At 61.0% G+C, this 23644-nt stretch carries 18 protein-coding genes; 14 read left to right on the plus strand and 4 right to left on the minus strand.

Features of this window, described 5'->3' with window-relative positions:
• The first annotated feature begins 35 nt into the window (after positions 1 to 35).
• The 11 genes from alg8 (at position 36) to AB4O16_RS11225 (ending at position 15231) form a co-directional block, all read left to right on the plus strand.
• Positions 36 to 1517: a mannuronan synthase gene (alg8, locus tag AB4O16_RS11175; protein ID WP_411740851.1), complete on the plus strand. Its 1482-nt coding sequence runs from the start codon at positions 36 to 38 to the stop codon at positions 1515 to 1517.
• 35 nt (positions 1518 to 1552) lie between these two features.
• Positions 1553 to 2722: an alginate biosynthesis protein Alg44 gene (locus AB4O16_RS11180; RefSeq protein WP_160386620.1), complete on the plus strand. Its 1170-nt coding sequence runs from the start codon at positions 1553 to 1555 to the stop codon at positions 2720 to 2722.
• Between the two features lie 9 nt (positions 2723 to 2731).
• A complete protein-coding gene (gene algK / locus AB4O16_RS11185) occupies positions 2732 to 4243 on the plus strand; it encodes an alginate biosynthesis TPR repeat lipoprotein AlgK (protein ID WP_460157732.1) in 1512 nt (503 codons plus the stop codon).
• Positions 4240 to 5724 (plus strand): alginate export family protein, encoded by a 1485-nt coding sequence (locus AB4O16_RS11190; RefSeq protein WP_460157733.1) that lies wholly within the window; start codon positions 4240 to 4242, stop codon positions 5722 to 5724. Before algK ends, AB4O16_RS11190 begins: the two co-directional genes overlap by 4 nt.
• A gap of 26 nt (positions 5725 to 5750) precedes the next feature.
• Entirely contained in the window at positions 5751 to 7337 is a 1587-nt protein-coding gene (gene algG / locus AB4O16_RS11195; RefSeq protein ID WP_160386624.1) for a mannuronan 5-epimerase AlgG, read from the plus strand.
• A 10-nt stretch (positions 7338 to 7347) separates the two neighbouring features.
• Positions 7348 to 8796: an alginate O-acetyltransferase gene (locus AB4O16_RS11200; RefSeq protein ID WP_460157734.1), complete on the plus strand. Its 1449-nt coding sequence runs from the start codon at positions 7348 to 7350 to the stop codon at positions 8794 to 8796.
• An 8-nt stretch (positions 8797 to 8804) separates the two neighbouring features.
• Positions 8805 to 9926 carry a mannuronate-specific alginate lyase gene (locus tag AB4O16_RS11205; protein WP_160386628.1) on the plus strand — a complete coding sequence of 374 codons (1122 nt, stop codon included), beginning with the start codon at positions 8805 to 8807 and terminating at the stop codon, positions 9924 to 9926.
• A 205-nt stretch (positions 9927 to 10131) separates the two neighbouring features.
• Complete coding sequence (locus AB4O16_RS11210; RefSeq protein WP_460157735.1) at positions 10132 to 11697, plus strand: MBOAT family O-acyltransferase; 1566 nt, start codon at positions 10132 to 10134, stop codon at positions 11695 to 11697.
• A gap of 11 nt (positions 11698 to 11708) precedes the next feature.
• Positions 11709 to 12884, plus strand: a complete 1176-nt coding sequence (locus AB4O16_RS11215) for an alginate O-acetyltransferase (RefSeq protein WP_160386632.1) — start codon at positions 11709 to 11711, stop codon at positions 12882 to 12884.
• A gap of 14 nt (positions 12885 to 12898) precedes the next feature.
• Positions 12899 to 13555, plus strand: a complete 657-nt coding sequence (locus AB4O16_RS11220; protein WP_160386634.1) for an alginate O-acetyltransferase AlgF — start codon at positions 12899 to 12901, stop codon at positions 13553 to 13555.
• Positions 13556 to 13779: 224 nt separating this feature from the next.
• A complete protein-coding gene (locus AB4O16_RS11225) occupies positions 13780 to 15231 on the plus strand; it encodes a mannose-1-phosphate guanylyltransferase/mannose-6-phosphate isomerase (protein ID WP_110659741.1) in 1452 nt (483 codons plus the stop codon).
• 97 nt (positions 15232 to 15328) lie between these two features.
• Here AB4O16_RS11225 and AB4O16_RS11230 read toward each other — a convergent pair whose 3' ends face one another.
• A complete protein-coding gene (locus tag AB4O16_RS11230) occupies positions 15329 to 18094 on the minus strand; it encodes an RHS repeat domain-containing protein (RefSeq protein ID WP_460157736.1) in 2766 nt (921 codons plus the stop codon).
• A 173-nt stretch (positions 18095 to 18267) separates the two neighbouring features.
• Between AB4O16_RS11230 and AB4O16_RS11235 the strand changes: the two genes are divergently transcribed.
• From AB4O16_RS11235 to AB4O16_RS11245, 3 genes are all read left to right on the plus strand, one after another.
• Positions 18268 to 18732: a multidrug transporter gene (locus AB4O16_RS11235; protein WP_150715477.1), complete on the plus strand. Its 465-nt coding sequence runs from the start codon at positions 18268 to 18270 to the stop codon at positions 18730 to 18732.
• A 33-nt stretch (positions 18733 to 18765) separates the two neighbouring features.
• A complete protein-coding gene (locus AB4O16_RS11240; protein WP_460157737.1) occupies positions 18766 to 19590 on the plus strand; it encodes an SDR family oxidoreductase in 825 nt (274 codons plus the stop codon).
• A gap of 149 nt (positions 19591 to 19739) precedes the next feature.
• A complete protein-coding gene (locus AB4O16_RS11245; protein WP_460157738.1) occupies positions 19740 to 20138 on the plus strand; it encodes a DUF4440 domain-containing protein in 399 nt (132 codons plus the stop codon).
• A 150-nt stretch (positions 20139 to 20288) separates the two neighbouring features.
• On the opposite strand, the gene AB4O16_RS11250 is transcribed toward AB4O16_RS11245, so the two are convergent.
• From AB4O16_RS11250 to AB4O16_RS11260, 3 genes are read right to left on the minus strand one after another with little or no spacing between them, the layout of a single operon-like run.
• Positions 20289 to 21152 (minus strand): efflux RND transporter periplasmic adaptor subunit, encoded by an 864-nt coding sequence (locus AB4O16_RS11250; RefSeq protein WP_160386642.1) that lies wholly within the window; start codon positions 21150 to 21152, stop codon positions 20289 to 20291.
• 10 nt (positions 21153 to 21162) lie between these two features.
• The gene (locus AB4O16_RS11255) at positions 21163 to 21363 is read right to left on the minus strand and encodes a DUF1656 domain-containing protein (protein ID WP_160386644.1); all 201 of its coding nucleotides are present in this window, start codon (positions 21361 to 21363) and stop codon (positions 21163 to 21165) included.
• Entirely contained in the window at positions 21353 to 23545 is a 2193-nt protein-coding gene (locus AB4O16_RS11260; RefSeq protein ID WP_460157739.1) for an FUSC family protein, read from the minus strand. The genes AB4O16_RS11255 and AB4O16_RS11260 overlap by 11 nt, the downstream gene beginning before the upstream one ends.
• Positions 23546 to 23644 lie beyond the last annotated feature (99 nt).

Here is a 23644-nt window from a genome sequence, read left to right on the forward strand (position 1 = left end):
CCTGCGTTAACCCGAGATCTAGACGGATGCAGATTATGCACAGGCTAAAACACGGCCTACTCCAGGCCGCCGGTTGGCTGTTCTACCTGACGTTACTGATGGGCCTCGCCATGGCGTTGCCCGTGTCCACGTTCGACTCCGAGTCGAAGGACTTCATATTCCTGATTGGCGCCGTGGGTATCTGGCGCTACTCGATGGGTGCCACGCACTTTGTGCGCGGCATGATTTTTCTCTACATCGTCTACCCGCACCTGCGGCGCAAAGTGCGCAAGCTGGGCAAAGCGGCTGACCCGTCCCACGTGTTCCTGATGGTCACCAGCTTCCGTATCGACGCGCTGACCACCGCACAGGTCTACAGCTCGGTGATCCGCGAGGCCATCGACTGCGGCCTGCCGACCACGGTGGTCTGCTCCATCGTGGAAATGTCCGATGAGCTGCTGGTCAAGAGCCTGTGGAACCGAATGAACCCGCCGTCCCGGGTCAAGCTCGACTTCGTGCGCATTCCCGGCACCGGCAAGCGCGATGGCCTGGCCTACGGTTTCCGCGCCATCTCCCGCCACCTGCCGGATGACCGCGCCGTGGTCGCCGTGATCGATGGCGACACCGTGCTCGGCGAAGGCACGGTACGCAAGACCGTGCCGTGGTTCCAGCTGTTCGGCAACGTCGGCGGCCTGACCACCAACGAGTTCTGCGAAGTGCGCGGCGGCTACATCATGAGCGAATGGCACAAGCTGCGTTTCGCCCAGCGTCACATCAACATGTGCTCGATGGCCCTGTCCAAGCGCGTGCTGACCATGACCGGGCGCATGTCGGTGTTCCGCGCCACCGTGGTCACCAACCCGGAGTTCATCGCCGACGTGGAAAGCGACTCGCTGCAACACTGGCGCCTGGGTCGTTTCAAGTTCCTGACCGGCGACGACAAGTCGAGCTGGTTCAGCCTGATGCGCCTGGGCTACGACACCTTCTACGTGCCCGACGCGGCGATCAACACCGTTGAACACCCGCCGGAAAAGAGCTTCATCAAGGCCAGCCGCAAACTGATGTTCCGCTGGTACGGCAACAACCTGCGCCAGAACTCCCGCGCCCTCGGCCTGGGGATCAAACGCCTCGGCGTGTTCACTTCGGTGGTGCTGTTCGACCAGCGCGTATCGATGTGGACCTCGCTGCTAGGCCTGACCGTGGCGCTGATCGCCAGCTTCAAGTACGGCACCGCGTTCATCCTGGTCTACCTGCTGTGGATCGGCATCACCCGATTCATCCTGACCTTGTTGCTGTCGTGCTCCGGACACCGGATCGGCCCGGCTTACCCGGCGATTCTCTATTACAACCAGATCGTCGGCGCGCTGGTGAAGATCTACGTGTTCTTCCGCCTCGACCAACAGTCCTGGACTCGCCAGCCCACCTCTCTGACCCGTGATCTCGCCAGCTTTCAACGTTGGTTCAACACCTGGTCGTCTCGGACCATGACCTTCTCTGCCGGCAGCATTTTTGTCGCCGTGCTGCTGTTGATGGTCTGACCTGACTCGCCTGAATTAACTAGGAAAACGCCCTTATGAATACCGCCGTCAACGCCAACGTAGTGCACGAATCCGAAGCCCAGCGCCAACACGCCCGCGTGAAAATCCCGGCCAAGCTGCGTTTCTTCGGCCCCGACCGGACACCGGTCGAAGCCCGGGTGATCGACCTGTCCGCCGGCGGCCTGGCGTTCAACGCCGGTCAGTTGCCGCTGAAGATCGGTGACGTGTACAAGGCCCGCCTGCAATTCGTCATCGACAACCTCGGCCTGGCCATGGACGTCGAGTTGCAGGTCCGCTCCTTCGATCGCGAGACCGGACGCGCCGGCTGCCAGTTCCAGAACCTGGAACCACGGGACATCTCGACCCTGCGCCACCTGATCACCTCGCACCTGGCCGGCGACATCGTCAGCGTGGGTGAAATGCTGGCGACCCTGCAGCGCGACAACTTCACCAAGGCGCGCAAGGTCAAGGACGGCGGCCACGGCATGTCCGCGTTCGGACGCCTGAAAGCCGTGACCTTCAGCCTGGGGATCTTCGTTGTCGGCGTGGCTGCATTCGGTTTTGTCTTCAAATCGGTGTACGGCATGTACTTCGTCAGCCACGCCCAGGCCGGCCTGGTCAGCGTGCCGGGCGTGAACATCACCATGCCGCGCGACGGTACCGTGCAAAGCCTGGTGAAAACCGACGGCGTGGCCGCCAAGGGCGCACCGCTGGCGACCTTCAGCACCAGCATGCTCGACGTGCTCAAGGGGCATCTGGACGAAGACCAGCTGCAACCGGCCAAGGTTGAAGAACTGTTCGGCAAGCAGATGACCGGCACCCTGACCTCGCCTTGCGACTGCACCGTGGCCCAGCAAATGGTCGCCAACGGTCAGTACGCCAGCAAGGGCGACGTGATTTTCCAACTGGTCCCGCGCAACAGCGAAGCCAACGTTGAAGCACGCTTCTCCTATCGCCAGTTCGGCGACGTGCGCCCAGGCACTTCGGTGCGCTTCCAGATCGCCGGCGAAGACCAGAGCCGCACCGGCAAGATCGTCAGCAGCACCAGCCTGAAAAGCGCCGACCTGTCTTCGGACATCCGCGTGCTGATCCAGCCGGACGAAACCCTGGACAGCGCCCTCGCCGGCCGCCCGGTGGAAGTCAGCAGCGACCGTGGCCCGAACCTGAACTGGCTGATCGACAAAGCCATGGCTGTCGGTCTTTAAGTCGAGGACATGCCTGTGACCATTATCAGTCTGTTAAAAACGCCGCGAATCCTGTGGGAGCGGGCTTGCCCGCGATGGGATCACTGCGGTGTTTCTGACGAACCGCATCAAGCGAATCGCGGGCAAGCCCGCTCCTACAGGGGGCATGTGGTGTGCTCGCTGGCATTGGCGGTAAGCCTGGCCGGTTGCGCCGGCCTGCCCGACCAGCGCCTGGCCAACGAAGCGCTCAAGCGTGGCGACACCGCCACCGCCGCGCAGAATTACCGGCAACTGGCAGACCTTGGCTACAGCGAAGCCCAGGTCGGCCTGGCTGACATTCAAGTCGACAGCCGTGACCCGGCGCAGATGAAACAGGCCGAGGCGACTTACCGCGCCGCGGCCAGCGTTTCGCCGCGCGCCCAGGCACGTCTCGGTCGCCTGCTGGTGGCCAAGCCCGGTTCCACCGAAGCCGAGCAACACGAAGCCGAAACCCTGTTGAAGAAAGCCGCCGCCGCTGGCGAAGGCAACACGCTGATCCCGCTGGCGATGCTGTACCTGCAATACCCGCACAGCTTTCCCGACGTGAATGCGCAGCAGCAGATCAGCCAATGGCGTGCCGAAGGCAAACCGGAAGCGGGTCTGGCGCAAGTGCTGCTCTATCGCACCCAGGGCACCTACGACCAGCATCTGGATGACGTGGAAAAGATCTGCAAGGCCGCGCTCAACACCAGCGACATCTGCTACGTCGAACTGGCCACGGTCTATCAGAAACAGGCCAAGCCCGAGCAACAGGCCGAGCTGATCAAGCAGATGCAAGCGGCTCACGCTCGCGGCAGCGTTTCGCCGCAGCGTGTCGACAGCGTCGCCCGTGTGCTCGCCGATGCATCCCTGGGCAAGACCGACGAGAAAACCGCGCAGTCGCTGCTCGAACCGATCGCTCCGGGCTACCCGGCGGCGTGGGTCAGCCTCGCGCAACTGCTCTACGACTTCCCGGAACTCGGCGACGTCGACCAGATGATGAAGTACCTGGACAACGGCCGCGCCGCCGACCAGCCCCGCGCCGAGCTGTTGCTGGGCAAGCTCTACTTCGAAGGCAAACTGGTGCCGGCCGATGCCAAGGTCGCCGAGGAGCATTTCCAAAAAGCCGTCGGCCGCGAAGTCGCCGCCGATTACTACCTCGGCCAGATCTATCGCCGTGGTTACCTGGGCAAGGTCTATCCGCAGAAGGCCCTCGACCATCTGTTGACCGCTGCGCGCAACGGCCAGAACAGCGCCGACTTCGCCATTGCCCAACTGTTTTCCCAAGGCAAGGGCACCAAGCCTGATCCGCTGAATGCCTACGTCTTCAGCCAACTGGCCCTGGCCCAGAACACGCCGCAAGCCACCGAGCTTGCACAAACAATCCAAACGCAATTGCCGCCCGAGCGGTTGGCCGAAGCCCAACGCCTGTTGAAACAAGAACAGGCCGTGCGCGGTGCCCTGAGCCCGAACACGCCGGAGCTGAACGCCCTGCAAGAAGAAGCCAGCGAGGAATCGAAATGAAGTTGAATCCATTCATGAAGGCCGGCATCGGCCTGACATTCGCGCTGATCTGGTCTTGCCCGACGCTTGCTGCGATGACTGAAGAAACCAAGAACTTCGGCCTGGACGTGAAAATCACCGGCCAGTCCGAAGACGACCGTGACCTGGGCACCGCCCATGGCGGCGACGTCAACGGCGTCGGTCTCGACCTGCGTCCGTGGGTCTACGGCGAAAGCGGCGCGTGGAGCGCCTACGCCATGGGTCAGGCGGTGACGTCCACCGACATCATCGAGACCGACACCCTGCAACAATCCGATGGCGCCGAGAACACCGACAACGGTGATCGCGAGACCAAGAAAAACTACCTGGCCATGCGTGAGTTCTGGGTCGGCTACAGCGGCTTCACGCCTTACCCCGGCGAGGTCCTCAAGCTCGGTCGCCAGCGCCTGCGCAATGACGACGGCCAGTGGCGCGACACCAACATCGAAGCCCTGAACTGGACCTTCGACACCACCCTGCTGCGCGCCAACGTCGGTATCGCCGAACGCTTCAGCGAATACCGCACCGACCTCAAGGAACTCGCGCCAGAGGACAAGGATCGCCTGCACGCCTACGCCGATGCGGCGTACCAGTGGACACCGGGCAACTGGGTCGGCATTCGCGGCCACCACACCCACGACGACGGCAAACTCGACTACCCACAACCGGGCGTGCCGAGCGATTCGCTGGACAAGAAACAAAACGGTGACATCAGCTGGCTCGGCCTCACCGCCGACAGCGACGCCTATAACTGGCGCAACACCAACACCGTCAACTACTGGGGCAGCATCACCGGCATGAGCGGCGACCGCGACACGGTCAACCCGCTGAACGCCGATGGCTCCGCGCCCGCACAAGCCAAACGCAGCGGCGATGTCGATGGCTGGGCCACCGACCTGGGTGTTCGCCTGCGCCTCGATCCGCAATGGCAAGTCGGTGCGGCCTACGCCCGCGCCAGCGAAGACTATGAGCAGAACGGCCTGGAAAGTAACCGCTCGAACTACACCGGTACCCGCTCGCGCGTGCACCGTTTCGGCGAGGCCTTCCGTGGCGAAATGAACAACCTGCAGAGCGCCACCCTGTTCGGTTCGTGGATGCTCAACGACGAATACGACGCCAGCCTGATCTACCACAAGTTCTGGCGCGTCGACGGCAACAAGCCGGTCGGCAGCAACGGCATCGACGCCGTGCAGAACAATACCGATGACGTCACCGGCGCGATCCTCTCCAGCACTTCCCTGCCACTGAACGATGGCGAGAAAGACCTCGGTCAGGAGATGGACCTGGTGGTGACCAAGTACTTCAAGCAAGGCTTGCTGCCTGCGTCGATGAGCCAGGCGATCGATGAGCCTTCGGCCCTGGTGCGTTTGCGTGGCGGCGTGTTCAAGCCGGGCGATGCCTATGGCAAGGAAGTCGATTCGTACATGCACCGCGCGTTCATCGACGTGATCTGGCGCTTCTGATGCAAACCGCGAAGGGAGTGCCCGACATGAACAATTCGAAGCGAGGTTCGCTCACCTTGCTGGCCGGCGCGATGCTGCTGGCAAGCTCGGCCGCCTTCGCCAACGTAGAGCCGGCCAAAGTGGAGCCGGCGAAGCCGGCAACCGTGGCCAAGGAACTGCAACAGGCCAAGACCTACACCGTCAGCAGCGCACCGACCGCCCCGCTGGAACTGGCCACGCCGAAACTGCCGGACGTGTCCGGCTACACCGCCGAAGCCATCGCCGCGAAGATCGTGCGCAGCAAACCGGGCAAGATCAGCCTGCGCCGGATGATGCAGGAAGACGCCCTGAAGGACTTCATCGGCGGCGACAACAAGATGGCCGAGTGGGTGGTGCGTCAGCACGGCATCCCCCAGGCGATCTTCGTCGACGACGGTTACATGAACCTCAAGGACCTGGCGAAAAAGGTTCCCAAGCAGTATTTCAGCGAAACCTCGCCGGGTGTGTTCCTCTCTCGCTTGCCGATCGTGGTCGGTCGTCACGGCATCCTCGAAATCGACAAGCAGACCCAGGAACTGCGCCTGTCCCAGGAGGGCGGTGCGTTCCTGGTCAACGACGGCCAGCTGTTCGTGCGTGACACCAAAATCACCGGCTGGCGCGAGAAGGACAACGGCCCGGCGACGTTCAATTCGCCGAAGGAATTCCGCCCGTTCCTGCTGTCCTGGGGCGGCACCGAGACCTACATCGCCAACAGCAAGATCGCCAGTTTCGGCTACGCCAACAGTAAGTCCTATGGCGTGAGTATTTCCCAGTACACGCCGAACATGGCCAAGGTGCTCAAGCGTCCCGAACCGACCGGCTGGATCGTCGGCTCGGAATTCTCGGACATGTGGTACGGCTTCTACTGCTACGAAACCCGCGACTTCGTGGTCAAGGGCAACACCTACAAAGACAACATCGTCTACGGCATCGACCCGCACGACCGTTCCCACGGCCTGATCATTGCCGACAACACGGTGTTTGGTACCAAGAAGAAGCACGGGATCATTATTTCCCGTGAGGTCAACGACAGCTTCATCTTCAACAACCGCAGCTACGACAACAAGTTGTCGGGCCTGGTGATCGACCGGAACAGCGTCAACAACCTGATCGCCCACAACGAGATCTACCAGAACCACACCGACGGCATCACCCTCTACGAGAGTGCCGACAACCTGCTGTGGGGCAACAAGGTCGTGAGCAACCGCCGCCACGGCATCCGCATTCGTAACAGCGTGAACATTCGCCTCTACGAAAACGTCGCCATGGCCAACGGCCTGACCGGCGTCTACGGCCACATCAAGGACCTGAGCAACACCGACCGCGACATCAAGCTCGACCCGTTCGACGCCCAGGTGTCGCTGATCGTGGTCGGCGGTGAACTGGCGGCCAACGGCAGTGGCCCGCTGTCCATCGACTCGCCGCTGAGTGTGGAGCTGTATCGCGTGTCGATGCTCGCACCGACCAAATCCAGCGGCATCAGCTTCACCGGCATCCTTGGCGAGCGCCAGGATGAAATTCTCGACCTGCTGGTGCGCCAGCAGAAAGCCGTGCTGATCGACCCCGTCGAACGCCAGACCGAAATGCGGGACTGAGGATAATCTTATGCACCCACACTTGATCAAATTACTCAGCCTGTCGGCCCTGACCGCCGGCATTCTCGCGGCCAGCGGCGGCGTTCGCGCCGATGAGGCCAAAGCACCCAACTTCACCGCGGAGCCTTGCTGCAGCCTGTGCCCGGCCGCCCACGATGCGAAGAACTACACCACCCGTTACCAGCAGAACTTCACCACGCTGGTGCAGGCCCAGGGCGACTGGCTGTTCCGTACCCAGGAAGACTTGCGCACCGAATTCGACACCACCCCCGCTGGCTACAAGCGCATGAAACAACTGCACGATGCGTTCAAGAGCAAAGGTGTTGAACTGGTCGTCGTGTACCAGCCGACCCGTGGCCTGGTGAACCGCAACAAGCTCAACCCGGCGGAGAAAGCCAGCTACGACTTCGACAAGGCGCTGAGAAACTACAAGACCATGCTCGGTCGTTTCGCGCAGATGGGCTACGTGGTCCCGGACCTGTCGCCGCTGACCAACGAGTCGTTGCCCGACTCCCTGCCCGCCCACGATTTCTACTTCCGTGGCGACCAGCACTGGACGCCGTACGGTGCCCAGCGCACGGCGAAAATCGTCGCCGAGAAGGTCAAGCAATTGCCTGAATTCGCCGACATTCCCAAGCGCGAATTCGAGACCAAAAAGTCGGGTCGCATGGGCAAGACCGGAACATTGCACAACATGGCCGGTCAACTCTGTGGCACCAGCTACGCGATCCAGTACATGGATCAGTTCACCACCGAGCCGAAGGGCGAAGCGGGCGATGGCGATTTGTTCGGCGACTCCGGCAACCCGCAGATCACCCTCGTCGGCACCTCCCACAGCGGCAAGAACTACAACTTCGCCGGGTTCCTCGAAGAGGCCATCGGCGCGGACATTCTCAACGTGGCGTTCCCCGGCGGCGGCCTGGAAGGTTCGATGCTGCAGTACCTGGGCAGCGACGAGTTCCAGAAGAACCCGCCGAAGATTCTCATCTGGGAATTCTCGCCGCTGTACCGCCTCGACCAGGAAACCATCTACCGCCAGATGATGGCGTTGCTGGACAACGGTTGCGAAGGCAAGGATGCGCAGATGGCCGGCAGCGCCACGCTCAAGCCGGGCAAAAACGAGTTGATGGTCAACAGCAAGAACATGGACCTGCGCAACAGCAGCCACCAGGTCGACATCCGCTTCGCCGACACCTCGGTGAAAACCCTGCAAGCCACCCTCTGGTACATGAACGGTCGCCACGAGGACATCAAGATCGACAAACCGGAAACCTCCGAGACTGACGGGCGTTTCGCTTTCGAATTGCGCACGGATGAAGACTGGGCCTCGCAGAACCTGCTGGCCGTTGAAGTCCAGGGCCCCGAAGCCGGTGCCGCGCCTCAGAAAGTCGAAGCGAAAATTTGCAAACGCAACGTATTCCCGAGCGCTGAGCAGCGTACTGCTTCGGTCGGGCAATGAGGTCTGCTATGCGTACTCCGAAATTTTCAACACTGTTGGCACCGACGCTCCTGAGCCTGGCGATGTTCGCCGGGGCCACGCAAGCGGCGGCGCCACTGCGTCCACCCCAGGGCTATTTTGCGCCTGTGGATAAATTCAAGACGGGCGACAAGAGCGAAGGCTGCGATGCGATGCCGACGCCATACACCGGCTCGTTGCAATTTCGCAGCAAGTACGAAGGTTCGGACAAGGCCCGCGCGACCCTGAACGTGCAGTCGGAAAAAGCCTTCCGCGACAGCACCGCCGACATCACCAAGATCGAGCGCGGCACCAGCAAGCGCGTGATGCAGTTCATGCGTGACGGTCGCCCGGAGCAGCTGGAATGCACACTCAACTGGCTGACGGCCTGGGCCCAGGCTGATGCCTTGATGTCCAAGGACTTCAACCACACCGGCAAGTCGATGCGCAAATGGGCGCTGGGCAGCATGGCTTCGGCGTACATCCGCCTGAAGTTTTCCGACTCCCATCCGCTGGCCACCCATCAACAGCAAGCGCAGCTGATCGAAGCCTGGTTCAGCAAGATGGCCGACCAGGTGGTCAGCGACTGGGACAACCTGCCGCTCGACAAGACCAACAACCACTCGTACTGGGCCGCCTGGTCGGTGATGGCAACGTCCGTCGCCACCAACCGTCGCGACCTGTTCGATTGGGCCGTGAAGGAATACAAGGTCGGCGCCAACCAGGTCGACGCCGACGGCTACCTGCCCAATGAACTCAAGCGTCAGCAACGGGCATTGGCCTACCACAACTACGCCCTGCCGCCGCTGGCGATGATCGCCAGTTTCGCCCAGGTCAACGGTGTGGATCTGCGCCAGGAAAACAATGGCGCACTCAAACGCCTCGGTGACCGGGTGCTGTCGGGGGTGAAAGACCCGGATGAGTTCGAGAAAAAGAACGGCAAGGAACAGGACATGACCGACCTCAAGGAGGACATGAAATTCGCCTGGCTCGAACCGTTCTGCTCGCTCTACACCTGCTCGCCCGAGGTGCTGGAGAAGAAACACCAGATGCAGCCGTTCAAGACCTTCCGTCTCGGCGGTGACCTGACCAAGGTCTACGACCCGGCCAATGAAAAGGGCAAGGGTTCATAACGCACAACCTCTGTAGGAGCCGGCTTGCTGGCGATGGCGGTATGACATTCACCATCGATGTCGACTGATCTGCCGCCTTCGCCAGCAAGCCGGCTCCTACAAGGGATCGCGGTGGCTTTGAATGCAAGACATCCCCCGGTTTTCGGTGGGGGGTTTGGGGGGGCCGTTGGCCCTTGAATGTAGGTTCAAACAAGGAGAGATCGGGATGGTTTTTTCGTCCAACGTGTTCCTGTTTTTGTTCTTGCCGATCTTTCTCGGCTTGTACTACTTGAGCGGGCAACGCTATCGCAATCTGCTGCTGCTGATTGCCAGTTACGTGTTCTATGCCTGGTGGCGTGTGGACTTCCTCGCACTGTTCGCAGCGGTCACGCTGTGGAACTACTGGATCGGCCTGAAGGTCGGTGCCGCAGGCGTCAGGACCAAACCGGCGCAGCGTTGGCTGCTGCTCGGCGTGGCCGTCGACCTGTGCATCCTCGGCTACTTCAAGTACGCCAACTTCGGCGTCGACAGCATCAACGCGATGATGACGTCGGTGGGACTTTCGCCGTTCATCCTGACCCACGTGCTGCTGCCGATCGGTATCTCGTTCTACATCTTCGAGTCCATCAGCTACATCATCGACGTCTACCGTGGCGATACCCCGGCGACCCGCAACCTGATCGACTTCGCGGCATTCGTGGCGATCTTCCCGCACCTGATCGCCGGCCCCGTGCTGCGTTTCCGCGACCTGGCCGATCAGTTCAACAACCGCACCCACACCCTCGACAAATTCTCCGAGGGCTGCACGCGGTTCATGCAGGGTTTCATCAAGAAAGTCTTCATCGCCGACACCCTGGCCGTCGTGGCCGACCATTGCTTCGCCCTGCAAAACCCGACCACGGGCGATGCCTGGCTCGGCGCCCTCGCCTACACCGCGCAGTTGTATTTCGACTTCTCCGGCTACAGCGACATGGCCATCGGCCTGGGCCTGATGATGGGTTTCCGCTTCATGGAAAACTTCAAGCAGCCGTACATCAGCCAGTCGATCACCGAGTTCTGGCGGCGCTGGCACATCAGCCTGTCGACCTGGCTGCGTGACTATCTGTACATCACCCTCGGCGGCAATCGCAAAGGCACGCTGATGACTTATCGCAACCTGTTCCTGACCATGCTGCTCGGTGGTCTGTGGCACGGCGCGAACATCACCTACATCGTCTGGGGTGCGTGGCACGGCATGTGGTTGGCGATTGAAAAGGCCCTGGGCCTGAACACCTCGCCGCGCAGCATCAACCCGATTCGCTGGGCGCTGACCTTCCTGCTCGTTGTCATGGGCTGGGTGATCTTCCGCGCGGAGAACCTGCACGTTGCCGGGCGCATGTACGGCGCCATGTTCAGCTTCGGCGACTGGTCGTTGTCGGAACTCAACCAGGCCAGTCTCACCGGTCTGCAAGTGGCAACCCTGATCGTGGCTTACGTGACCCTGGCGTTCTTCGGCCTGCGCGATTTCTACACCAATCAGCCACCGGTCAAGACCAAGCCTGCGGTGAATGTCGACAGCGATGGCCCAGCCGCCGCTACAGCGGGAACGATCAAGGCCGTGCCTGGGGATAACCCGGCGAGCATCCACCAGCCTGGCTACACCGTCGGCGTCGAAGCCCAGGTGCAGCCGGCCTACTGGAGCGCTGACTGGTCGCGCTACGTGATGCGTGCGCTGGTGCTGCTGCTGTTCATCGCCTCGATTCTCAAACTCTCGGCGCAAAGCTTCTCGCCGTTCCTTTACTTCCAGTTCTGAGGGATCTGACCATGACCCGCTCATTACGCATCTTCTACATCGCGCTGTTCCTGGTGACCTTGCTGGTGCTCGGTCTGTGGTCGGTGCGCAGCTTCTTCGGCTTCAGCACCAACGCCGATGCGACCGTGCTCAACGGTCGCTGGACCAAGGCCGTGGAAACGCACTACGACGACGAGTTCCCGATCAAGCGCCTGGGTACCAATCTCTGGGCCGCGCTGGATTTCAAACTGTTCAACGAAGGTCGTCCGGGCGTGGTGCTCGGTCGCGACCAGTGGTTGTACAGCGATGAAGAATTCCACCCGGTGGTCAACGAAGAGTTGAACCTGCAAGGCAACTACGCGCTGGTCGAAGGCGTGCGCCAAACGCTGAAAGCCAAAGGCGTGCAACTGGTGATGGCGGTGGTGCCGGCCAAGGTGCGCCTGTATCCGGAACACCTCGGTGAAGTGAAACCGGCGAGCATCCACGCCAACCTCTACCAGGACTTCCACCAGCGCCTGGCCGCTGACCGGATTCCGGCCCCGGACCTGCTCGGCCCGCTGCAACAGGCCAAGCAGAACGGTCAGCAAGTGTTCCTGCGCACCGACACCCACTGGACGCCGCAAGGTGCAGAGATTGCCGCCAACCGTCTGGCCAAGACCATTGCCGACAAATACCCGTTGAGCGGTGAGCCGCAACACTTCGTCACCGAACCTGCCGAAACCATCACACACAAGGGCGACCTGCGTCTGTTCCTGCCACTGGACCCGCTGTTCGAAAACCTGATGCCCAAGCAAGAGCCCTTGCAGAAACGCAATACGGTCGCGGCGCAAGATCAGCCCGCTGGCGACGACGCACTGTTCGCCAACACCGAAGTGCCGGTGGCCCTGATCGGGACCAGCTACAGCGCCAACCCGAACTGGAACTTCGTCGGCGCGCTCAAGCAAGCGCTGAACAGCGACGTGGTCAATTACGCCGAAGACGGCCACGGCCCGATTCTGCCGATGCTCAGCTACCTCAAGAGCGACGCTTTCAAGAACAGCCCGCCACAAGTGCTGATCTGGGAGTTCCCTGAAAGATATCTGCCTGTGAACAACGAAATCGGCGACGCCGACCCGCAGTGGGTCGCAGAGCTTAAACAAGCCGGCGCCCGCCAACAAAACGTAGCCGCAAACACTAAATCCGAGACGCCCGACCGGGCGCAAAACTGAAAGAGAGGTACACCATGACTTTCACTACTACTCCTCGTCGTCTCGCCAAACGCCTTGCCCTGGTAGCCGGCCTCAGCGTGCTGTCGGTACAGGCTTTCGCCGGTGGCGACGCCGCCCTGTACGGCCCGACCGCACCAAAAGGCTCGACCTTCGTGCGCATCTACAACGCCAGCAACAGCGAGGTCAGCGCCACCGTCGGCAGCACCAACCTGAGCGATGTCGCGCCACTGTCGAGCAGTGACTTCAGCTTCATGCCGGGCGGCGACTACAGCGCCAAGGTCGGTAGCCAGAGCCTGCCGGTGAAACTGGCCGGCGACCACTATTACACCCTGGTCAACAACGCCAGCGGCGCACCGCAACTGATCGAAGAGCCGCCGTTCAAGAACAAGCAGAAGTCCCTGGTACGCGTGCAAAACCTCAGCGACAAGGCGCTGACCCTGAAGACCGCCGACGGCAAGACTGACGTGGTCCCGAACGTTGCGCCCAAGGGTCGTGGCGAGCGTGAAATCAACCCGGTGAAAGTCAGCCTGGCGCTGTATGACGGCGCCACCAAAGTCGGCGATGTGAAACCGGTCGCCCTGGAACGCGGTGAAGCCGCGGTGCTGTACGTCACCGGCAGCGGCAGCAGCCTGTCGCCGGTCTGGGTGAAACGCCCGGTGTCGACGCGCTAACAAATTTTCCGGACTGCCCCATGCCCCCCTGTAGGAGCGAGCCTGCTCGCGAAAAACGCAAGGGCAACGCGTTTACCCAGACAGAACGCGTTTTCGTTGACGTCCATCGCGAGCTGGCTCGCTCCTACAAGGGATCGAGTCGTCAGTCCGGACACGAAACAAAAACAAGAGTGAAACGACAGAACGCAGTAGCTCTAACCAATCGATATTCAAGGAGTAACAACATGATTCCGGTGATCTTGTCAGGTGGTAGTGGCTCACGTCTTTGGCCGCTTTCCCGCAAACAATTCCCTAAACAGTTCCTGGCCCTGACCGGCGAACACACCCTGTTCCAGCAAACCCTGGAACGCCTGGTGTTCGAAGGCATGGACACGCCGATCGTGGTCTGCAACAAGGACCACCGCTTCATCGTCAACGAGCAATTGAGCGCTCGCAAGCTGGAAACCCAGCGCATCCTGATGGAGCCGTTCGGTCGCAACACCGCGCCGGCCGTGGCCCTGACCGCGATGATGCTGGTCAACGAAGGTCGCGATGAACTGATGCTGGTGCTGCCGGCCGACCACGTGCTGGAAGACCAGAAAGCCCTGCAACGCGCCCTGGCCCTGGCCACAGTCGCGGCCGAGAACGGTGAAATGGTGCTGTTCGGCGTGCCGGCCACCAAACCGGAAACCGGTTATGGCTACATCAAGTCGACCAACGACTCGCTGCTGCCTGAAGGCGTCAGCCGCGTCTCGCACTTCGTCGAAAAACCCGACGTGAAACGCGCCACCGAGTTCGTCCAGTCCGGTGGCTACTTCTGGAACAGCGGCATGTTCCTGTTCCGCGCCAGCCGCTTCCTCGAAGAGCTGAAGAAGCACGATCCGGACATCTACGACACCTGCCTGCTGACTCTGGAACGCAGCCATCAGGATGCCGACACCATCACCTTCGACGAAGCCACCTTCGCCTGCTGCCCGGACAATTCCATCGACTACTCGGTGATGGAAAAAACCCAACGCGCCTGCGTCGTGCCGCTGACCGCGGGCTGGAGCGATGTCGGCTGCTGGTCGTCGCTGTGGGAAGTCAACGCGAAAGACGCCAACGGCAACGTCACCAAAGGCGACGTGGTCATCCAGGACAGCAAAAACTGCATGATCCACGGCAACGGCAAACTGGTGTCGGTGATCGGCCTGGAAAACATCGTCGTGGTCGAAACCAAGGACGCCATGATGATCGCCCACAAGGACAAGGTCCAAGGCGTGAAACAGATGGTCAACACCCTCAACGAACAGGGCCGCACTGAAACCCAGAACCACTGCGAGGTCTACCGTCCGTGGGGCTCCTACGACTCGGTGGACATGGGCGGCCGCTTCCAGGTCAAGCACATCTCGGTCAAGCCGGGCGCGTGCCTGTCGCTGCAAATGCACCACCACCGCGCCGAACACTGGATCGTAGTCAGCGGCACCGCTGAGGTGACTTGCGACGAAAACGTGTTCCTGCTGACCGAGAACCAGTCGACCTACATTCCGATCGCTTCGGTGCATCGCCTGCGTAACCCGGGGAAGATCCCGCTGGAGATCATCGAGGTGCAGTCGGGGAGTTATCTGGGTGAGGACGATATCGAGCGGTTTGAGGATATCTATGGTCGCTCGACGCCGGTTGAGCGTGGGGTTTCGGTGAAGACTATCGCGCAGTAAGCGTTAAGTAGCACCAGAAGCCCCCGTCCAGTCCGCGGCGTTCCCTATCCGCAGCGGGTTGGGCGGGGGCTTACTTATTGTCTCGACAGGCACCCTTTTACAGAGGCCGCGCATCTCCCCATCCAAGGGTCATAGCTTGCGAGCGAGGGTTTATCGCCTGTGTCCTGATTTTTTTTAGGTTTACAGTTTCTTCGATTTGATTCAACGCATTCATCGTCAAGTAAGTTCCGGCACCACGAAGGCTCAAGGTATCTTTCGCTACCCCTTCTTCGTCGATGGCGCGACGCAATTGCTCTCCACTCAGCTGAGAGCCTGGATCAATCACGGTATAATCGACCGTCAATTCTGCGTCCTCGTTTTCTAAAGGAAATGTCAGGGTCATCATCGTGAAGCCATAAACCTTTCGTTGTGCAGGTTCCTTATCACGGTCCGATTTATTAATGAGCGCAAACAGCCGTGTGTGTGGTTTTTTCCCCGACATCAAATCCATAACTCGCATTATCCCTTCCCGCCTCAGCGAGTCTGACAGCTCCCCTGAAATATACTCACCAGCCTTGAAATTCCATTTCTGTTTCGCAGCATCCTTGGCTTTCGTAACGATGGGGGATTTAGCCAGACCAGCATATTTTTCCCTGTAACTCTCAAGTACATCCTTCATTTCGTCTGTATCCATGACGCCAGACTCTTTTCGCCTGCGCTGATCCTCTCTGCTACCCACCCCAATTTCTACAACTTCAAAATCGTCTCTCCCCTGATATAAGCCTGACGCCCCATCCAGGACTTTCACCGTCTTTTTTGGAAGCTGAGTCTTAAAGAAAAACAAATTAAAAGTATTAACCTCTATTTCCAGCGTTTTAAGAGCCCCCGACTTAACTTTGCCTGCGGCTTTAGACGGCAGCAGCTCCAGACCATCTGCATCTCTGTAACTGATCGGGTTATTTCTAACCATGCTATACAGATTAAGCCCATCGACAGGCCCCGCCGGATCCGGATTCAACCACCGCTGCAACCAAGGCACGTAATACCTGAACCCGTAGTAATACAGTCCCGTCGCATCCCGCTCCTTCCCCGAATAACGCACAGTTCTATAACTCGCCTCCACCTCCCCGCGTCCGGCGAACCAGGCGGTGGTGCCATAGGGGTGATAACGCTCCTGGCTGATCACTTCGCCGTCCTTGTCCAGTTCCAAGGTGCAGGAGCCCAGATGATCGTTCAGGTGGTAGCGGTACTGATCATTGGCGCTGTCCTTCGATTCCCAATGCAACACCCGCACACTGCTGAGCCCGGCCTGCACGCTGATCACCTGCAGCATTTCGCCGGTGCCGCTGTTGGTGCGCAGTTCCAGATTGGGTAGATAACGGGTTTCGGCGATCAGCATCCGGGCATTGGTGTGGGCCTCGCGGACTTTGCGCAGGCGCATGCCGTCGGCGCCGTAGACGTAGCGTTCGCGGTCATTGAGACCTGAGTCACGTTCCACCGGCCGTACTTCGCACAACTGGTTGCGCAGATCCCAGGCCAAGGCCTGCCCCGGTTGCAGGTTGAGCAGGTTGCCGTTGCCGTCGAAGCCTCTACGGAAGTCGTCCTCAGCCGGTTCCCTCCCTTCCAGCACCGGCAGGCAACGGTTGCTGTGTGCCGCCGCGAGCATTCGATGACCATGGTTCTGCGGTCCTTCGTGGATCAGTTCCAGCAAGTTTCCGCCCGTGTCGTATCGATAGCGCTGGCGATAATTGGCGCGGGGCGCGGGGTCGTCAAAGGTCGAAAAGTGTGGTCCTTTGCTGGCGCCGCCCGCTTCCCACCCCGTGGCTTCGATCAGTTGCGACTGACTGTCGTAAGAGTAGTAATTGACCGGTTCGATCCGCTGGTTGGCGAAATAACGGATCGGCTGCGCGGCATCCGCGATGCTCAGCACATTGCCCTTCGCGTCGTATTCGTGATGCAAATCTTGCAAGGCTTCGTTGCCGCGTTGCGCCAGCAGGCGGATCAAGCGCCCATTCTGCTCGTCGTACTTCAGCGTGGTGATCACGCCATTGCCGGCCGCTTCCCGTTCGGTCTGGCCGTGGGCGTTGTAGGTGATAGAACTGACCAGGGTTTTCGCGGTGGGATCCGCCTTGAGTTGCAGACGTACTTCGCGCAACTGGCCGTCGAGGGTTTGATGGAACAACTGGCGGTGACCTTTGGCATCGGTTTGCTTAACGACATCGCCCGCCGCGTTGAGGTGTGAACGGCTGGTGGCGCTCTCACCCGGCTCCCACATCAGATCGCGATCCACTATCGATTCGGGCCAGTCCGGCTGCGTCAGGTCGTCGAGAAAATGCCGAGTCTGCTCCAACACCACACCGTGCAATCCGAACTCGGCAAACAACTGCGTGCCCGCCAAGTCATCGTGGCGGATCAACTGGCCGCATTGGTTGTGCTCCGTCTGATCGCTCGAACCATAACCCAAGCGCTCCACGCACACCGCCTCGCCACCCACCGCCTGTTCGAACACCGACACCGGGCGCAACTGAGTGTCGTACTGCATCCTGCGCTCAGACCCACGACCATCCCATAGATGAACCGCTTGCCCCGCCTCCCCCAACAACGCCACACGCCATCCGGCATCGACGCTGCTTGTACTTAGCACCGAGCCGGACAGGACATACACCGTTTGCAGATTGGCCGGTGCCGAAGGGTCCAGAAACAACCGTGGATCCCACTGCGCAACTGCGCGCCCCGCCCAATCATGGACCGTACGGTTGACCCGTGCCTGAGGGGGCACGCCGTCGATGTCACGCCAGTAACCGACGGCGCGGACTGGCAACCCCCGAGGGTCACTTGCCGTCAGACTCGGGGTGTGGCTGTGGATTGAAAGGGTTGCTGGCACTGTAGCCGCTCCGGAAACACTCCCCTCATCTAAGCCTGTCTAGCAAATACCCGGCTACTGTCAGAAGTTACAGTTCAGACTGACGGCCTCAAACGCCATCACCACGCTTCGCCCATCGCCAACCCCACCCGCGCTTAGGTAGGATGACCCTCTCTACTCCCGAGATTTACGTCATGTTCATCGGCGTCCTGCTGGTCATCACCTGGCTGATCCTGTTGCTGCGCTATCCGGCCAAGGCCTTGCCTGTTTCCATGGCTGCCGCCGTGGGGCTGGGCCTGGTTGCCACCTGGGTCATCTGGATGGACCATCGCGAACTCAAGCAACTGGAACGTCTGGAGCTGCGCATCAGCTATGCGCCCGAACACTGCCCGGCCGACCGTCCGTTGAAACTGACGATGAACAACGGCAATGACGTACCACTCACGGAACTGCGCTGGCGCGTCGCCGCTTATGCACCTGGCGACACGGTGAACCTGGCCGACAATCAATACACTGCCCCGCGCTATCGTGGCCCCGGCGAATTGCAGGCCGGTGGCAACTGGGAAGACTGTTTGCCGCTGCCGCCGTTGCGCCCTGGCTACCGTCCGGAAACCCTGGAGTTTCGCGCCGAGCGATTGCAGGGTAGTTTTTCCGACTGATCCCTCCCCTATTTTTTGCACAAGGAATGCGCCATGCCCGTTGCGTTGATTACCGGTTGTTCCAGCGGCATTGGCCGCGCCCTTGCCGATGCGTTCAAGGGTGCCGGTTACGAAGTCTGGGCCAGTGCCCGCAAGGCTGAAGATGTCGCGGTTCTCACCGCCGCGGGTTTCACGGCAGTGCAACTGGATGTCAACGACGCCGTGGCGCTGGAAGCGTTGGGCGAGCGAATCAACCAGCAGGCCGGCGGCCTCGACGTGCTGATCAACAACGCGGGTTATGGCGCCATGGGACCGTTGCTCGACGGCGGTGTGCCAGCCATGCAGCGCCAGTTCGAAACCAATGTATTTTCCATCGTCGGCGTCACCCGCGCGTTGTTCCCTGTGCTGCGCCGGGCCAAGGGTCTGGTGGTGAATATCGGTAGCGTGTCCGGTGTTCTGGTCACGCCATTCGCCGGTGCCTACTGCGCCTCGAAAGCCGCCGTGCATGCCTTGAGCGATGTCCTGCGCATGGAACTGGCGCCGTTCGGTGTGCGGGTCATGGAAGTCCAGCCGGGGGCCATCGCTTCCAGTTTCGCCAAAAATGCAGGGCACGAAGCCGAGCAATTGATCAGCGAGCAATCGCCATGGTTTCCGCTGCGCGAAGGTATTCGCGCACGGGCCAAAGCCTCTCAGGACAACCCGACCCCGGCCAATGAATTCGCCGCCGGTTTGCTCAAGGCTGTGCAGCAGGACAAGCCACCGCGACTGATTCGTCTGGGCAATGGCAGCCGGGCGTTGCCGCTGCTGGCGGGTTTGTTGCCCAAGGGGCTGCTGGAATTGGGGCTGATGAAACGGTTCGGGTTGCGTGGGCAGCTCTGAAACCGAGTCGCCTGCAATCGCGAGCAAGCTCGCTCCCACAGGACTGGCGCTATTTCAAAATCTGCGCATGACCTGTGGGAGCGGGCTTGCTCCGGGCTGCGATCAGACGATGGCGTCAGAACAGACAACATAGAATTTCAGGAAACAAAATGACCGACTACACCCAATACTTCGACGAAGTAATCCAGGCCCACGTCGCCATCGAACAATGGCTGGCCGAGGAGCGCGACGCGTCCGAGCTCGAAAAACTTCTGGCCCGGTTTTCGCCGCAGTTCTCCATGATCTCGCCGCTCGGCCGGGTGCTGGACTTTGACGCACTGAACGAATTGTTCACCCTGGCGGGCGGCAAGAAGCTCGGGTTCCGCATCGAGCTCAGCGAGTTGCGTGGCATTGCCTTGTACGACGGTGGCGCGACCGTGAGTTACCGCGAGCACCAGACCGATGCCACCGGGCAGCACTCGGTTCGTCGCTCCACGGTTGTGTTCGAAAAACACGCCGATGGCCGGGTGATCTGGCGGCATTTGCATGAGACGTTTTGCAAGGAGTGAACGCCCGACGCCTGCCTGACGGACTGCGTCGTTCCCTTCGCGAGCAGGCTCGCTCCCACACTGGATTTGTGTCGTACATAAATTCATCGTTCACTGAAGATCAAATGTGGGAGCGAGCCTGCTCGCGAAGCAGGCGATTTGGTCTATCGGTTATGCCCCATCACTTTGCTTGACCACCACCGTACAAGTAATCCCTGCCGCCAACACCACACCCTCCGGCACTTCATCGATGTGAATGCGCACCGGCACCCGCTGCGCCAAACGCACCCAGTTAAACGTCGGGTTCACATCGGCGATCAGCTCGCGGCTCTCCGGGTTGTCGCGGTCGTAGATGCCGCGCGAGATGCTTTCCACATGGCCCTTGAGCACTTCGCCGCTCATCAGTTGCATGTCGGCCTTGTCGCCGACGCGCACGTGGGGCAGTTTGGTTTCTTCGAAGAAGCCGTAGACCCAGAACGAGTTCATGTCGACCACGGCCATTTTCGCCTCGCCGATGCGCGCGTAGTCGCCGCGATGCACGTTGAGGTTGGTCACGTAGCCATCCACCGCCGCACGCACTTCTGTGCGCTTGAGGTTGAGTTCGGCGGCTTCCAGTTGCGCCTGGGCCTGCTGGTAATCGGCCAGGGCCGAGTCGGCGAGGTTACTGGCGTCGTCGCGGTTTTCCCGGGAGATCACCAGGTTGTCCATGTCGGCGCGACGATGGGCGTTGACCTTGCGCATCTCCCAGTTTGCCTTGCGCGATGCCACCAGGCTTTGCGCCTGCTTCACCGCGAGACGGTAGTGCTCGGGGTCGATCTGCATCAGCAAATCGCCCTTCTTCACCAACTGGTTGTCCCGCACCGGCACGTTCACCACTTCGCCGGTGACGTCGGCGGCGACGTTGATGATGTCGGCGCGCACGCGGCCGTCGCGGGTCCATGGCGTGTTCATGTAGTGCTCCCACAAGGAGCGGCCGATCCACAGCGCGAGGGCCAGCACCAACAGGGTCGCGAGCAGGCTGAAAAACTTTTTCATCAGAACGTTCTCAACGGTAGACAGTCAGCGCCATGGCGCCGAACAGACAGGTAAACAGGCTCAGGCGCAGCAACGCCGGGTGCCAGAAAAAACGGTACAGGTCATACCCGGACAGGAACCGGTCCAGCGCCCAGGCAAGCGCCGCCGCGATGAAAAACATCAGGGTCATGGTCGGCATGTACACGCCGTGGAAGGCGATTTCACGAGGCATGTTCAAGTCCTTGGGGCTGGCTGTTGGCGAAGGCGGCGAGCGGTGATTGCGGATCGAGCAGCGAGGTGCGGATGAAGTGCAGGTAGCTCTTCACCCGGCGCAACGCCGAGGTATCGAAGTGCGGGGCGAAGGGTTCGTCGGTGGACTGCACACGGCTGATCGCGTGATCGACGGCAATCAGCGCGCGTTCGAGGTTGCTGCTGTTCGGTTGCAGGAACAGCCGCACCAGCGCCCGCCCCATCACCCGGATCGCCTGGCGCCACGGTTGGGATTCGGCATAGGCCGGATGCACCGGCAGAATCGCCTGTTCCTTGCGCAGTTCGATGATCGCGTGGCCGACTTCCAGCACCACGAACATCCAGCGCAGCAGGTCCCGCTGCACTTGCGGTTGACCCGCCGCGAAGCCATACGCCTGATGCACCAGATCGCGGGTGCGGCTTTCGAAACTCGACGCCAGGCCCTTGAGCTTGCCGCTGATGGCGTACACCACCTGACCGCGCAGGTCCTGCTCCAACCGGCGCCACAGCCAGCGGCTGTTGGGCGGCAAAATGATCGCCCCGGCCGCCGCGCACACCAGCATGCCCAGCACCATGGCGATGTAGTCATTGATGAAGGTGTAGGGGTTGTAGACCGTGAGGTTGTCCGGCACTGAACCGGTGCTGAAGAAGATCAGCAAACCCAGGCCGACGCCGACGTATTGCGGTCGCGAAGTCAGGAACGAGCCGAGTACGATCACCGGTGCGAGCATCACGCACAGCAATGGGAATCCGTCGATCCACGGAAAAATGAAAAACATCTCGACGAAGCCGATCAGCGCCCCGAGCAATGTTCCGCAGGCCATCTGAAAGGCCATGCGTTTCGGGTTCGGGGTGGCGGCGGACAAGCCCACGGTCGCGGCGGCGATCAGGGTCATGGTCGCGCCGCTCGGCCAGGCGGTTGCCACCCAGTAGCTGCCCAATACCACCAGAATGAACGCTGCGCGAATCCCCGATGCCGCCGCGGCCATCCAGTTGGTTTGCGGGGTGAAGGGCTCGTCCCAGCGCTCCCGCTCGTGACTGTGATCGGCCAGGGAGGCGTGGGTCTGTGCATAACTGTGCAGGTCGTCGACGAAGCGGTAGAGCAGTTCGTACGCCGTGTGGAAGTCCAGCAGTTCGTCGTCGCTCGGTTCGCTCTCCTGAAAGATCGCCCGCAGGCTGCGCACCCGCGCCGGCAACCCTGCCTTGTAGGCGCTCAGCGCCGTAACCAGACGCGCTGCATCGGCGCTGGTCAGCGCACGTCCACTGAAGCCGTCGAGTAATTCGGCGAGGTCTTGCAAGCCCGGTTTTATCGCCGCTACGGCATGATCCGTATTGTTGCTGCGCAAGCGTTCGAGCAACTGATGCAGGGCATTGAAGCGCGTGGTGATGCCCATGAACTCACTGTTCAGGCGGCTGAGTCGTCCATTGCGCCGACGCATGTGCGGGTCTTCGAACACGGTGACGCTGCGCAGCCCTTCCAGTCCGACTGCCTCGGCAATGAAGCGCACATTGCCGGCCTCGAACGCCTCGCGTTGACTGCGGCCACGCAAGCCATCGGTGACGAACTGGGCAAACACGCCGAAGCGCTGATACAGGGCGTTGCGCATGGCGGCGCTGGCGGTTTGCGGCAGGATGGCGGCACTGATCAGTGTCGAACAGAGAATGCCCAACGAGATTTCCAGTACTCGCCAGACCGCCGCCATGAACGCGCCGTCCGGGTGGGCAAGTGCGGGCAAGCCGACCATCGCGGCGGTGTATCCGGCGAGTACGAAACCGTAGGCGCGGAAGTTGCGGCAGCGGGCGGCGCCGGCCGTGCAGATACCGACCCAGATCGCCAGCGAACCGAGGAACAGCTCAGTGTTCTGCGCAAACAGGGCGATCAACGCGACCATCACCGCCGACCCGGCCAGGGTGCCGAGAAAGCGATAGAAACTCTTGGCGAACACCTGGCCGCTTTGCGGCTGCATGACGATGAACACAGTGATCATCGCGGTACGCGGTTGCGGCAGTTCCAGGCGCATGGCCAGCCACAGCGTCAGGAATGCCGCGAACAGCACCTTGAAGATGTAGACCCAGGTCACGCCGTCGCTGCGTGCCCAGTCGAAGAAGCCCCGGCGCCATTCCAGGGAGTACAGCCAGCGCAAGGGGGCGGGCAAGTGAGTCATCAAATCCTGCTCAATAAATTCCAGTGAAAACCGGAACCTGTGGGAGCGAGCTTGCTCGCGATAGCGGAGTATCAGCCGGCATCAATGTTGGATGTGCCG

The sequence above is a fragment of the Pseudomonas sp. S2_H10 genome (genome assembly GCF_054668285.1).